This window comes from Bacillus sp. UMB0893 (assembly GCF_002858905.1).
Lineage (GTDB): Bacteria > Bacillota > Bacilli > Bacillales > Bacillaceae > Bacillus_P.
The window spans coordinates 88,717-102,059 of record NZ_PKLB01000001.1; the positions used below are offsets into that span (position 1 = coordinate 88,717).

14 protein-coding genes are annotated in these 13,343 nt (G+C 38.0%); 8 read left to right on the forward strand and 6 right to left on the reverse strand.

Translation table 11 applies throughout. The features are described from left to right. The first annotated feature begins 5 nt into the window (after positions 1–5). Positions 6–1,211, forward strand: a complete 1,206-nt coding sequence (locus CYJ36_RS00395; RefSeq protein ID WP_374702766.1) for a putative glycoside hydrolase — start codon at positions 6–8, stop codon at positions 1,209–1,211. Positions 1,212–1,468: 257 nt separating this feature from the next. Here CYJ36_RS00395 and CYJ36_RS00400 read toward each other — a convergent pair whose 3' ends face one another. Then, positions 1,469–1,654, reverse strand: coding sequence for a hypothetical protein (locus CYJ36_RS00400; RefSeq protein WP_101563749.1), 186 nt, complete (start codon positions 1,652–1,654; stop codon positions 1,469–1,471). A 118-nt stretch (positions 1,655–1,772) separates the two neighbouring features. Between CYJ36_RS00400 and CYJ36_RS00405 the strand changes: the two genes are divergently transcribed. Next, the gene (locus CYJ36_RS00405) at positions 1,773–2,351 is read left to right on the forward strand and encodes a GNAT family N-acetyltransferase (RefSeq protein WP_101563751.1); all 579 of its coding nucleotides are present in this window, start codon (positions 1,773–1,775) and stop codon (positions 2,349–2,351) included. A gap of 305 nt (positions 2,352–2,656) precedes the next feature. Beyond that, positions 2,657–3,052, forward strand: coding sequence for a transcriptional regulator SpxA (gene spxA, locus CYJ36_RS00410; RefSeq protein WP_101563753.1), 396 nt, complete (start codon positions 2,657–2,659; stop codon positions 3,050–3,052). 28 nt (positions 3,053–3,080) lie between these two features. On the opposite strand, the gene CYJ36_RS00415 is transcribed toward spxA, so the two are convergent. Further along, positions 3,081–3,755, reverse strand: a complete 675-nt coding sequence (locus tag CYJ36_RS00415; RefSeq protein ID WP_101565559.1) for a TerC family protein — start codon at positions 3,753–3,755, stop codon at positions 3,081–3,083. Positions 3,756–4,191: 436 nt separating this feature from the next. On the opposite strand from CYJ36_RS00415, the gene mecA reads away from it, so the two are divergent. The 5 genes from mecA (at position 4,192) to pepF (ending at position 10,116) form a co-directional block, all read left to right on the forward strand. Continuing rightward, positions 4,192–4,863, forward strand: a complete 672-nt coding sequence (gene mecA / locus CYJ36_RS00420; protein ID WP_101563755.1) for an adaptor protein MecA — start codon at positions 4,192–4,194, stop codon at positions 4,861–4,863. Between the two features lie 174 nt (positions 4,864–5,037). Then, complete coding sequence (gene cls / locus CYJ36_RS00425; RefSeq protein ID WP_101563757.1) at positions 5,038–6,561, forward strand: cardiolipin synthase; 1,524 nt, start codon at positions 5,038–5,040, stop codon at positions 6,559–6,561. A gap of 200 nt (positions 6,562–6,761) precedes the next feature. After that, positions 6,762–7,961: a competence protein CoiA gene (locus tag CYJ36_RS00430; protein WP_180849970.1), complete on the forward strand. Its 1,200-nt coding sequence runs from the start codon at positions 6,762–6,764 to the stop codon at positions 7,959–7,961. Positions 7,962–8,062: 101 nt separating this feature from the next. Next, positions 8,063–8,221 carry a hypothetical protein gene (locus CYJ36_RS23460; RefSeq protein ID WP_180849972.1) on the forward strand — a complete coding sequence of 53 codons (159 nt, stop codon included), beginning with the start codon at positions 8,063–8,065 and terminating at the stop codon, positions 8,219–8,221. A gap of 77 nt (positions 8,222–8,298) precedes the next feature. Continuing rightward, the gene (gene pepF, locus CYJ36_RS00435) at positions 8,299–10,116 is read left to right on the forward strand and encodes an oligoendopeptidase F (RefSeq protein ID WP_101563761.1); all 1,818 of its coding nucleotides are present in this window, start codon (positions 8,299–8,301) and stop codon (positions 10,114–10,116) included. A 211-nt stretch (positions 10,117–10,327) separates the two neighbouring features. Here the strand turns inward: pepF and CYJ36_RS23465 are convergent, their stop codons facing one another. From CYJ36_RS23465 to CYJ36_RS00460, 4 genes are all read right to left on the reverse strand, one after another. Continuing rightward, on the reverse strand, positions 10,328–10,498 hold the full coding sequence (locus CYJ36_RS23465) for a hypothetical protein (RefSeq protein WP_374702774.1): 171 nt from the start codon (positions 10,496–10,498) through the stop codon (positions 10,328–10,330). 342 nt (positions 10,499–10,840) lie between these two features. Further along, positions 10,841–11,722: a ClpXP adapter SpxH family protein gene (locus tag CYJ36_RS00440; RefSeq protein WP_101563763.1), complete on the reverse strand. Its 882-nt coding sequence runs from the start codon at positions 11,720–11,722 to the stop codon at positions 10,841–10,843. Further along, positions 11,719–12,129, reverse strand: a complete 411-nt coding sequence (locus CYJ36_RS00445) for a globin domain-containing protein (protein WP_101563765.1) — start codon at positions 12,127–12,129, stop codon at positions 11,719–11,721. Before CYJ36_RS00445 ends, CYJ36_RS00440 begins: the two co-directional genes overlap by 4 nt. Positions 12,130–12,714: 585 nt before the next feature. Then, positions 12,715–13,341, reverse strand: a complete 627-nt coding sequence (locus CYJ36_RS00460) for a lytic transglycosylase domain-containing protein (protein ID WP_101563771.1) — start codon at positions 13,339–13,341, stop codon at positions 12,715–12,717. Between the last annotated feature and the right edge of the window lie 2 nt (positions 13,342–13,343).

Consider the following 13,343-nt stretch of genomic DNA (forward strand, 5'->3'; position numbering starts at 1 on the left):
TAAACGTGGCTTTCTTTCAAAAGGCTATACCTGTTTTCCTATTAGCAGGGGCATTAGCCATCACAGGATCGGGCACACAGACGCAGGCAAATACCGACTTAGCTGCAGCGGCACATAATAGTAAAACATTGGCATTTCAGAAGAAGGAATTGCCGGAATCAATGCCCCGCTTTGCTTTCGATTCAGGACTGAAATTTGAATATCCAGATGCGATCAGAGGAATATATGTAACAGGACATTCTGCAGGCGGCAGCAAATTTGAACAGCTGACTAACTTAATGGATACTACAGACTTAAATGCAATGGTCATTGATGTAAAAGATGATTTCGGAAATTTAACCTATCGGCCAGATAAGTCTTCTCCTTACTATGATATAAGTCATCAATACATAAAAGATCCGCGCGCAATGCTTAAGGAACTTGAGAAAAAGAAAATCTATCCAATTGCACGTGTTGTTGTTTTTAAAGATTCTGTTTTAGCAAATAAAAAGCCGGAATGGTCGTTTAAAGATGGAAACAGCGTTTGGAAGAATGGGCGCGGAGAGTCGTTTGTGAACCCTTTTGTTAAGGAAGTATGGGATTATAATGTTCAAATTGCGATTGAAGCTGCGAAAATGGGTTTCCAGGAAATTCAATTTGATTATGTCCGTTTTCCAGAGGGGTTTGAAAATAAAGATGCCACTCTAAAGTACAGCTCAGGAGATTATACAGATACAAAACAAGATAATATTCAAAAGCGAGTAACTGCCGTGACGGATTTTGTTCAATATGCCCGGGAAAAGCTAAAGCCATATGGGGTGAAAACATCGGTTGATATTTTTGGCTATTCCGCAACATTGCCGGAAGCACCCGGAATCGGTCAAAATTTCACAAAAATCGCAGACAACGTTGATGTCATCTCATCAATGATTTATCCAAGTCATTGGACAGCTTATTTCGGAATTGCAAAGCCGGATTTAAAACCATACGAGTTAATTACGGAATATGCAAAGCTTGAGAATAAGAAGCTGGATGAATTAAAAACACGGCCAGTATCCCGTCCATGGCTTCAAGATTTTACAGCATCTTGGCTAGGCAGCGGAAATTACAAGAAATATGGAAAAGAAGATGTAGAAGCACAAATCAAAGCATTGAATGAACAGGGAATTAATGAATATCTCTTATGGAATGCCGGCAATAACTATACAAAAGGCGTTGATTATACGCCTTGAATGATTAGCCCCCGTATCTTATACGGGGGCTGTTTTTAGTAAGAAAGGGGTTCTTGTGGGATCATAATACAGCTGTTCCGATAGTAAAACTTGGATCCCGGCTAATAAGATGTCTTGTGCGAATAATAAGTACAGCATTTCGGAAAATTAGTGGGGTAATAAGGGTGCGGAGCGCTTACACAAACTTATGTAAACGCTTTAAAATTGCAAAAAAATAAATACCCAAGTTCTGCTAGCAACAGGCGCTCAGGTGGCCATTATCTTTGTCTTCCCCCGACCTTTCTCCAGCCAGCCTGAGTTTTTAATGTATGCTCGACGTTTTGATTTTTCTTTTTTCCGCTAAAGATGGTTTCGCCGATTCCATTTGTGATTACACCCATTAAAGCTGTGATACCAATGACTAAAGCAGCAACAAGCAGAAAATCGAATGCATATTCAAGCAAAAAACCTCACCATCCCATTATTTACTTATTATTTAATATATCTTATGTTTAACACTAAGGAAAGAGGGTAAATCAATTTATAGAGGTACGAACGTTTAAAACAGCAAGGAGCGGATCGATGAACTGGTATGAAAAATTAAATCAATATTTTCCAATCGAAGAGATGAAGTCTAAAGAGCATATCGAAACTCTTTTAAAAGAGCGGGGTGATATTTATCATAAAGACGAAGGAGAATTTCATGTTCTGATGTATGCAGAGCTTGCAGATTTTATCTTTATCGATTACTTGTTTGTTTCAAAGAAGGCAAGAGGACAAGGCCTTGGACATAAGCTGATTTCTAATCTAAAGGAGCTTGGAAAACCAATTATTTTAGAGGTGGAACCCGTGGACGAAGATATTTTAGATACGGGCAAGCGATTGAAGTTTTATCAAAGAGAAGGTTTCAAGCATGCAAAAGCAATCGGTTACAGAAGAAAGTCGCTTGCTACAAACGAAATTAATGCAATGGAAATTCTCTATTGGTCGCCAGAAGATGCTTCAGAAGAATTAATCTATGAAGCAATGAAGAAGACATACTTAATGATTCACACTTATAAAGATAAAGAAATTTACGGCAAAGCATACCAGGATGTTCAGGAGGTCCTGTCAATGCAGGATCAGGATAATCAGAAAGACATTTTCGATGCCCTGGACTAATTGAGAATGGAATCATGGGATTTTATCATGTTATTTCCCATTACAGCCATTTGTTTCAACGAAAATGACTGTTTTTCGGAGCACTTTTTATGAATAATAGTAAAAGAAATATGCTATTCATTACGGAATTGTAACTGTTTTGTCAAACATTTGTTTTGAAAAAGTATATACTTACTTACTTTTCTATAGTATAATCTGTTATAGACATTACTTAATTATAGTAATTTCAATTTAAAAACATAATGTGATACTTATTACTAATATAAGCAGTCTGTTCATTTTACACAAAAAGGAGTGAAAGGTTTATGGTAACGTTATATACTTCACCAAGCTGTACTTCTTGTCGTAAAGCGAAAGCATGGTTAGAGGAACACGAAATTTCATATACAGAGCGTAATATTTTTTCTGAGCCATTGTCAGTTGATGAGATTAAAGAAATTCTGCGAATGACAGAAGATGGCACAGATGAAATTATTTCAACCCGTTCAAAGATATTTCAAAAGCTGAATGTAAATGTTGAAACAATGCCGCTTCAAGAACTTTATGATCTGATTCAAGAGCATCCTGGTCTTTTAAGACGTCCGATCATAATTGATGAGAAACGCTTGCAAGTTGGGTACAATGAGGATGAAATCAGACGATTCTTACCTCGTAAAGTACGCACGTATCAGCTTAGAGAAGCACAGCGTTTAGTGAATTAATGAGAGATGCGAAAACCTTCCTTGAATATCATGGAAGGTTTTCGTTTTTTTCGATTTTTTGATAGATGACACCTGCTGCAATCAAAAAGATAATCAGCAAATATGGAAGCATCACACTTATGCTTGGATGAGTATGGAAAATCGGTGCGAGCTTATGTTCATGGATAATCATTTTTCCTGCTGTATAAGCAAGCATTCCACCTCCAATATAAACAAGGGCCGGATATCGATCAAGTATTTTTAAAATGAGGTTGCTTCCCCAAATCATGATCGGAATGGAGATAAGAAGGCCAATGATGACAAGCATTGTTTGTCCATTTGCAGCCCCCGCAACTGCAATAACATTGTCCATCCCCATCAGCATGTCAGCAAATACAATTGTTTGAACAGCTTTTCTCAAGGATTGATGGCTTTGAATCTCTCCTTCACTTTCTGCTGTACCAACAATCAGGTGATACGCAATGTAAAGAAGCAATATTCCGCCAATTAGCTGCACAAATGGAATTTGAAATAAATAAACAGCGACTGATGTCAGCATAATGCGAACCACAATTGCTAAAACCGTTCCAATAATCACTGCTTTTTTCCTTTGTTTTGGGGGAAGATTGCGGCTTGCCATTGCAATAACGATTGCGTTATCGCCCCCAAGGAGCAAATCAATGCCGATAATCATAACCAAAGAGAGTAAAAATTCCTGTTCCATCATGAGTACCTCTTTCCCTGGAATATCAGAACTTAAATAATTTCTAGCATCCATGTCTAGCTCCAGCGCCTAACTCCTTGGGGCAGAACGGATCTGCCTGCCTGCGCTGCAAGGCGTTTGTGCTTTTCATGTGATAGACTGCTCGTACCATATATATGAAGTGAACTATGATTTATGAGCCATTCTGTATGGGTAAATAACTGTTTTTGTAAAATCAAGGTTTTTTTATTTCATTCGGAGAGGTTTTATCATAAAATAGGAGTACAAGAATATTGAAAGCCAAGTCCCTCTTTCAAGACAAGTTTTAACAGGCTTTTATTGCATTGCGCTGAGGATTAAAGAGCTGCAGAAAAGGGTAAAGTGTAAGAAAGTGCAACTTAAATTTAGGGGTTTAGTTGTCCCTTCAACATCATAAATAGAAGGGAAGGTTGTAAAGATGGAGATAGAACGTATTAATGAATATACCGTTAAGTTTTATATTTCATATCTTGATATAGAAGAACGCGGTTTTGACAGAGATGAAATCTGGTACAACCGCGAAAGAAGTGAAGAGCTTTTTTGGGAGATGATGGATGAAGTCCACGATGAAGAAGATTTCATGGTGGAGGGACCGCTGTGGATTCAGGTTCAGGCTCTTGATAAAGGACTTGAAGTCATCGTCACAAGAGCACAGCTGTCAAAAGACGGCCAAAAGATTGAGCTTCCATTGTCTGAAGATAAAGGTAAAGAACTGCCTGTTGATGGGAATATTGAATCCATTCTTGATCAGCACTTCAATGACGATATTGATGATAAAGCTGATGCTGCGCTAATAGAAGAAGAGCAGCAGCTGCAATTTTTAATAAAATTCAGTGATTTTGAACATGTAATTGCTTTAGCTGGCGTTCCAGTTGCTGGATTTACAAATGCCCTCTATTCACTTGATGACCAATATTATTTATATGTAGAGTTTGATGAGGAACAATTAGACGAAGACATTGAAAATATATTGAGCATTATACTCGAGTATGGACAAGAATCAAGAATGACCATTCACCGGGTTACTGAATACGGCAAAGAAATCATTAAGGAAGATGCTCTTGATGTTGTTAAGAAACATTTTAGTTAAGTAAGATAGAAAAAAGTGCCGATTTCATTTCGTTTGAAGTCGGCCTTTTTCATAAGGTAAAATGTTATCCCGAATACATAGCAAGGAGCAATGTCTGGCTCACTCAGGTTAACAGGCAGATCATGGCGCTTTTAGCTTTTCTTCAAAGATTACATAAAAAGTCAGGGGTACACTATGAAAAATACGGTTCGAGTGCTTTTATTTCTTCTTATAATTGGTTTTTTTATTTTCATCATTCAAAATTTTACAGGGATTGTATCACGGGAATGGCTCCTGACTGCTACAACGGTTCTTTTCATGTTTTCGATTATTTTTATTGGCTTTGTAATCTTTTTGGAAAATCGCAAGCCTACTCAAACCATTACATGGCTAGTAGTATTAGGAAGTTTCCCTTTAATTGGTTTTTTATTTTACCTCTTATTTGGACGCAATGTGAGAAAGAAAAAATTATTTGACCGAAAAGCACTTGTTGATGAAAAAATTATGCTTGAGATTGAAGGAAATCAATCAAATTATGAAGATAAAATCGACAAAATGGGCGACCATCAGCAAATGCTATTTAATCTTGCGCATCGCCTCGGTCATACACCGATTTCGTTTGCAACAAGGACGAAAGCTTTGACAAATGGAGAGGAAACGTTCAATCATATTTTTGCAGAACTTGAAAAGGCTGAACACCACATTCATCTTGAATATTATATCGTCAGACATGATGAGGTAGGCAATAAGCTAAAGGATGCTTTGATTAAGAAAGCAAAAGAAGGCGTAAAGGTTCGCTTTTTATACGACTCTGTCGGCAGCTGGAAATTATCAAAGGCATACATAAAAGAAATGCAGCAGGCAGGTATTGACGTTGTTTCCTTTTTACCTGTACGAATGCCTTTTTTGAATAATAAAATTAATTTTCGCAATCACAGAAAAATTATTGTCATTGATGGAACAGTAGGCTTTGTTGGAGGATTAAATGTAGGGGATGAATATTTAGGAAAGAATGAATTTTTCGGTTTTTGGAGAGACACTCATTTAATGGTATGGGGCGAAGCTGTCCGTACGCTGCAGATGATTTTTCTTCAGGACTGGTATTACATGACCGGTGAAAACTTGGTGAAACAAGAATATATGACTCCTTCAATCGAGCTTGAAGAACATGAAGGCGGCGTTCAGATTATTGCAGGCGGTCCCGATAATAAATGGGAAATCATTAAGAATCTGTTTTTCTCGATGATCACATCAGCAAAAGATTCTATTTGGATAGCATCGCCTTATTTTGTGCCTGATGAAGATATTCTGTCGGCGCTCAAAATAGCGTCTTTAAGCGGAATCGATGTGAGACTGCTCGTCCCCAAAAATCCTGATAAAAAAATCGTATTCTACGCTTCAAGGTCTTATTTTCTTGAATTGCTTGAAGCAGGCGTGAAAATTTATGAGTACAAAGATGGATTTATGCACAGTAAAATTGTCATTGTCGACTACGAACTTGCATCGATTGGTACAGCAAATATGGATATGAGAAGCTTTCATCTTAACTTTGAAGTCAATGCCTTCCTTTACCGGACAACAAGTACACAAACTCTAGTCGATGAATTTGAGCGGGATATAAAAAAATCACATGAAATCATCATGGATGAATTCAATGAGCGCCCATTCAAGCAAAAAATGATTGAATCGATGTCAAGATTGCTCTCGCCATTATTATAAGCATAAGAAGACGTGCCGTTTGCGGCATGTCTTTTTTGGAAAGGAAATAATAAAAGATAAAAGGTTTTGGATACTGAAATAAAGATGGTGCCTAGCTTATCCTCACTTTGTTCACTGCTGATTGCTTTCACTACCTAAAATAAGGAAAAGCATTGTATAATATAGGCGAAGAAGTTCATGAATGGGAGATGATACAAAGTATGTTAGTAGCCAAGACCAGTAAAAACACGGTAATAAATCTTACGGAAAAGCAATGGACCTACGAAACGCTTTATCGTATAAGGAAAGAGGAGTCCTTCTATTGTCCTGTATGTGAAAATGAACTTGATCTGAAATTGGGCAAAATTAAAATTTATCATTTTTCACATCAAAAAAATAAGACATGCAGGATTGAACTGGAACAGGAAAGTGAATATCATTTAAAGGGCAAGTTAAAGCTCTATGAATGGATTAAATCTCAAAATATCCAGAGTGCTAAACTGGAACATTATTTACCGAGCATCTCACAACGTCCAGATATCTTCATTAAACAAGGCTCAGAATTTACTGCAATTGAATTTCAGTGTTCAACAATTCCATCTAGCCTCTTAACGAAAAGAACCAAGCAATATAAGCAATTCCGCATTGAACCCATTTGGATTTTAGGCGGAAAAAATGTATCCAGAACAAGCAGCCACACCTTTCGTATTTCACAATTCCAATGGCTTTTCACGAGGCCGGGTTCGGTTCCGCTTGATCCGCCATCTCTTCTCACATTTTGTCCTCAAGTCAACTCGTTTCTCTTTTTAGATCACCTCATTCCATTTTCAAAGCAGACATTCTTTGCCATTCCAGGCTATCAGCCTCTGAAAATGGTCATTTTATCAGATCTTCACTTTCGTAAGTCAGTTTCTATTCATCCATTTATCTCACAGTGGATCAAGCTAATTCGATCCCATCGGTTAAAACCTGCTATTCATCTTCCTCCTGAGTTAAAAAAACTGCAGAAAGATCTATATGAAAAAAACCTTACAAGCATTCCCCTTATCCCTTCAGAAGCTTTTCTTCCCCTAAAAACAAGCTATTTATTTTATTCACACATCTTCCTTTGGCAAACGAAAATTCTCCTTTTTATTCATCAAAAGAATCTCTTTGAGAAAATAATACTTGAAGAAACAGTAAATGAAATAAAAAATGATCCATCATTGGAGAGGAGAGATGTAACTTTATTAAATAACCTAACAATCGGCGCTGCTATTCTAGAGTATCTGCAAGCATTAACTTCAATAGGAGTGCTCCGCAATGTGCAAAAAAACACCTATATCAAACAGAGAGAAATAAACTGGCAGTGTTCTCTCTTAGAATTATTGAAAAATGACGAGATGATTATGAACAAATTCGTTTCTAAATGCGGACGTTAATAGGCGACTGGCAGGACTCCATAAAAGCTGAAATGATTCGTATGAACAGTGAGTGGATGTCACAACCTAAAGAGAGAACATTTTGAAATGGAGGAATTAGTATGTTTTATAAGAAAAGAAAGAAATATACCTTTTTTGATATGACCTTAACCGCTGTTAGTACAGGTGCAATCGCGTATTTAATGACTAAATCGATGAGAGATGATGAAGACCGGCATGTCGACAGCCGTCAGGACTTGTCTGATTTACAAGGAAAATAGCAAGACTCTTAGATTGATTTGCAAGAAAATATAGAATATTATTGGGATAATCAGACTTAAAGGGGGATTTAGTTCATATGACAGAACAAACAGCCGTTAAAACATTGCCGAAGAGATCTGAAATCGCTGTAGAAGATACTTGGGGACTTGAAGATATTTTTGAAAATGATGAGGCATGGGAAGCTGAGTTTAAAGAAGTGAAAGCTGCGTTGCCTAAAATCAGTGAATATAAGGGCAAACTTGCAGATTCAGCAGAAGGATTTCTAGAAGCACTTACATATCAGGATGAAGTGATGGAGAGATTAGGAAAGCTTTATACATATGCACACATGAGATACGATCAAGATACAACAAATTCGCATTATCAGGGTTTGAATGACCGTGCGTCTAATCTGTATACACAAGCAAGCAGCGTTTCTTCTTATATTATCCCAGAGATTTTATCAATGGATGAAGCTTCAATTAAAAGCTTTTTAGAAGAAAAAGAAGAACTGAGAGTATATGAACATACGCTAGACGAAATTAATCGCCAGCGTCCTCATGTTTTATCTGCTGAGCAGGAAGCACTCTTAGCCCAGGCCTCTGATGTGCTTGGCTCATCAAGCAATACGTTTGGCATGCTGAATAATGCAGATCTTGAATTTCCTTCTATAAAGGATGAAGATGGGGAGGATGTAGAAGTTACACATGGCCGCTACATTCGCTTTTTAGAGAGCGAAGACCGCAAAGTAAGGGAGGATGCATTTAAAGCTGTTTACAGCACGTACGATAAGTATAAGAATACATTCGCAAGCACGCTTAGCGGTGCGGTAAAAAAAGATAACTTCTACGCAGCGGTCAGAAATTATGATTCAGCCCGTCAAGCTGCATTAAGCAATAACAATATTCCAGAAGAGGTGTACGATAACCTCATTAAAACAGTTAATGATAATCTGCACTTGCTCCATAAGTATCTTGATCTTCGCAAAAAAGTTCTGGGTCTTGAAGAACTTCATATGTATGATCTCTTCACACCGCTTGTAAAAGATGTAAAGATGAAGATTCCATATACAGAAGCAAAGGACTATTTATTAAAAGGCCTTGCTCCATTAGGCGAAGATTACTTAGCGATTCTGGACGAAGGATTTGAAAATCGCTGGGTAGATGTTCATGAAAACAAAGGAAAAAGAAGCGGTGCTTATTCTTCTGGCACATATGGCACAAATCCATATATTCTAATGAACTGGCAGGATAATGTAAATAATCTTTTCACACTGGCACATGAATTTGGCCATTCAGTTCACAGCTATTACACACGACAATCGCAGCCATATCAATATGGACACTATTCAATCTTTGTAGCTGAAGTGGCATCTACTTGCAATGAAGCATTACTAAACGATTATTTATTAAAAACGATCGATGATGAGAAAAAACAGCTTTTCTTGCTGAATCACTATCTCGAAGGATTCCGCGGGACTGTGTTCCGCCAAACAATGTTTGCCGAATATGAGCATACAATTCATAAAAAAGCACAAGAGGGAGAACCACTGACACCTGAACTATTAACAAAGCTTTATTATGATCTGAACAAGAAATATTTCGGAGAGAATGTTGCAATAGACGAGGAAATCGGCCTTGAATGGGCAAGAATTCCACATTTCTATTACAATTATTATGTGTATCAGTATGCAACAGGCTATAGTGCAGCAACTGCTCTCAGCAAGCAGATTTTAGAAGAAGGTGAGCCTGCTGTAAAACGCTATCTGGAGTTCCTTAAATCAGGAAGCTCTGATTATCCGATTGAAGTGCTGAAAAAAGCAGGAGTCGATATGACATCCCCGCAGCCGATTGAAGAAGCGCTGAAAGTCTTCGAAGAAAAGCTGAATGAAATGGAACAGCTTTTATCTAAATGAACAGGATAAAGGAATGCAGTCCGTGCTGCATTCCTTTTTATGATGTGAATTTTAGTACTGTTTACTCAGTCCCTTTGGGGTAGGAACAAGGCAGATCCTGTTCTTATCAGTGAAAAACACCATTTTATCAGTGTAAATCCAGATTTTATCAGTTAAAACTCAAGTCTTATCAGTCAAAATCAGTAATTTATCAGTTGTCCCCATTTATATGTTAAAATCCCTTGAACGTTTTTCGGTGATTGACCAAATAAAGCATCACAAATATCGAGATAAATAAAAGCGGTGATGAAATCGATAGGGGAAACATCTCCATTAAGCCGAGTATATTTAAGAAAAAACTTATAATCAGCAGGATAATACTAATGATTAAAGGAATACTGATATTCACGCCGGAATCCTCCTTGTTTGTCCTTTATAAAAATTATGAGTCTTCGTTTAGAAATATGTTTGTGACAAATTTGTGAAATGAAGGTATATGGGTTGTCAAAAGTCGACAATATTTGATATATTATAGATGTGAAATTAATCACATACAAACATTTACCCCTTTGTTTGACCGTGAAAAATTTCTCCCATCCCCTTTGTTGTCGTTAAGACATACAGAAGGCTCCGTATTACCCGTGCGGAGTCTTTTTAAGATTGAGAATGCAAACGTTTTCAATTGCTGTAAGTAAAAATCCTGCATGATTCATGCAGGATTTTCTTAAAGCCTTGTTAATCGTATCTAACTAATATATCTCCAAAACGTTCCATGCTTGACTGGAACACGTTCCACTTTTTGAGCAAGCAAATACTTCTTCATCTCTTTTTCTGCCTCTTCCATTGAAATACTGTAAACAGCAGCAATTTCTGCAGTAGCTACAAACTTGAAGTACCTTAAAAAGATTTCAAGAGGTGGAACTTCAGTTGGCTTTGGCATATCGCCTAGCATTTCTGCCAATATGCCAACGTACATTTCATAAGGATAAAAGCCGCTGATTTTAAGACCTTCCAAATCTGCATTCTGATTAAAAAATGTAAGAGTCGGTATTTCCTGTACGTCCATTTCTGCGGTAATCTTTAAATCGCATTGCAGGGCTTTTGCAGAACTGGCTGAATGAAGATCTTTTAAAAACTCTTCTTCATCGAGACCCACTTCCCTTGCAATCTCAAGAAGTACTTTTTCCTCTGTTACATTCTGGGTTTGCAGAAATAAAACTTCCTGAAGCTTTCGCAAAAAACGAATTCCTGCCTTTCGTCCCTGCAATTCAGCTGATTTGATAGCAAGTGAAGCAGTAAATGGAGTCGAAATAGGATTTTTAGACCATAGCGTTCCATCACAGGACATGCCAGTTAAATTAGCCGTCTTTTCCCAGACTTGAGCAAGGCTGCTGGGATTTTTGCGTTTTGTATGGTTTAACGTTTTAATCTGTCCGCTGATAATATGCTTTAATGTAAAAAATCTTCCATATTGAATCTGCAGTTTCTTTATGACAGGTTCAAGTGCCCAGCATTCAGGGCATAATGGATCGATGAACATGTAGATTTCGAGCGGCTTTCTTGAATTGCCTTGACAGTGAGAGAAGAAAGGAGCCGATTTTTGATCCTCACTGTTCCGAAACATCATCGCACTGCACCTTCAGACAGATCTTCTTCCTCATGAGAGTTAACCATGTGCTGGGCTGTCAGCTGAAGCCGTTCAAAAAACCACTCCCGAAATTGTTCATCGAGTTTCACTTCGTCCATAGCTTCCTCCATGCACGAAAGCCACGCCTGCGCTCTTGCAGGTGTAATTTTAAAGGGCAAATGTCTAGCCCGGAGCATTGGATGCCCATGTTCTTCTGTATATAAAGACGGTCCGCCTAAGTATTGTGTTAAAAACTGCTTTTGCTTTCTAGCTGTTTCCGTCAAATCATCAGGAAAGATCGGAGAAAGCAGAGGGTGCTTATGCACTTTTTGATAGAAGGCATCAACCAGTTGCGAAAGTCCGTTTTCTCCAATCGCTTCATAAGGTGTTGCAAATTGATCAGCCATGCCTGAGAACTCCTTTGTGTGATAATGATATGTTTATTGTAACAATTGACCTAGCATAGCTCAAACAAACTGCTCTAAAAAACGGATCTCAAGATCAAAAATGGCTTTTTTCCAATGTTTAACGCTCTTTTTAAGCTGATGAAAATGATTCCGCTTTTCTTAGTATTGTGGAAGGCATTAAAATTTATTAACTGCGCCTGATCATGTTCATTAAATTGAAAAGCTCTTCTCGTAAAGTTTGTTGCTATTAGAGTAATGGTTAAAACCTTTAGTGGATTGTAGCGGAAGGCACTTGACTCCTGCGGGAAATAGAGGGGAATGGGAGACCCCACAGGCATAGCCGAGGAGGCTCCCATCCTCACAGGGGAAAGCAAGTGCCTGATTGCGGAAATCCACGGGTGAAATTTATAACCAAAAACAACAATCAATGCAAAAACAGCCAAATGCAAAAAGAGCCGATTCAAAGCATCTGCGCCTTTGTATCAGCTCCTGAATGGTCTTTGTTTGTTAAAGGCTTTGCTCGCAGCGTATTGTGTTTACGTCTGTTGTTAGGGTAGCAATAATGGATTAAAAAAGAGCATTGTTTTAAGCAAAATAAGATGAGGTTATCTTTTGAACATAGTTTTGTGTTTCTTTAAATGGAGGAATCCCCCCATATTTATCTACATTTCCAGGACCGGCGTTGTAAGCAGCCAATGCAAGCGGAAGATCTCCATTGTATTTGCTTAGCATTTGTTTTAAGTATTTAGTCCCGCCTTCAATGTTTTGGGCTGGATCAAGCGGATTCATGACACTAAGATATTTTGCTGTGTTTGGCATAAGCTGCATCAGCCCCATCGCACCTGCATGGCTTTTTGCATCAGGATTAAAGTTTGATTCTTGTTTAATAACTGCCCTGATCAGCTTTTCATCCACATCATATTTCGCAGCCATTTCTGAAATAATCTCTTCAATGTTTTGAGTACCTGAGGATGATGATGAATTTATTTTAATTGGTGCATGTGCCATAGGCTGCGCAAGAGGGATAGCAGCTGATTTATACTGTGGCAGCTGTTCTTTAGGTGACGCAGCAGACTGTCCTTCAATAAAAGCCTGAAAGATGTCCTTGAACATGGAAGATTGGGATTCTGCAGCTGATTCACTTGACTCACCATGAGAAAGGTTACGCAAAGCCTGTAGCTGCATCAATGCCTTCAGATGATTAATTTCCATTA

Coding starts and splice junctions, on each gene's coding strand:
- CYJ36_RS00405 (WP_101563751.1), top strand. CDS start 1,773: ATGAACTGGTATGAAAAATTAAATCAATATTTTCCAATCGAAGAGATG.
- spxA (WP_101563753.1), top strand. CDS start 2,657: ATGGTAACGTTATATACTTCACCAAGCTGTACTTCTTGTCGTAAAGCG.
- CYJ36_RS00415 (WP_101565559.1), bottom strand. CDS start 3,755: ATGGAACAGGAATTTTTACTCTCTTTGGTTATGATTATCGGCATTGAT.
- mecA (WP_101563755.1), top strand. CDS start 4,192: ATGGAGATAGAACGTATTAATGAATATACCGTTAAGTTTTATATTTCA.
- cls (WP_101563757.1), top strand. CDS start 5,038: ATGAAAAATACGGTTCGAGTGCTTTTATTTCTTCTTATAATTGGTTTT.
- CYJ36_RS00430 (WP_180849970.1), top strand. CDS start 6,762: ATGTTAGTAGCCAAGACCAGTAAAAACACGGTAATAAATCTTACGGAA.
- CYJ36_RS23460 (WP_180849972.1), top strand. CDS start 8,063: ATGTTTTATAAGAAAAGAAAGAAATATACCTTTTTTGATATGACCTTA.
- pepF (WP_101563761.1), top strand. CDS start 8,299: ATGACAGAACAAACAGCCGTTAAAACATTGCCGAAGAGATCTGAAATC.
- CYJ36_RS00440 (WP_101563763.1), bottom strand. CDS start 11,722: ATGATGTTTCGGAACAGTGAGGATCAAAAATCGGCTCCTTTCTTCTCT.
- CYJ36_RS00445 (WP_101563765.1), bottom strand. CDS start 12,129: ATGGCTGATCAATTTGCAACACCTTATGAAGCGATTGGAGAAAACGGA.
- CYJ36_RS00460 (WP_101563771.1), bottom strand. CDS start 13,341: ATGGAAATTAATCATCTGAAGGCATTGATGCAGCTACAGGCTTTGCGT.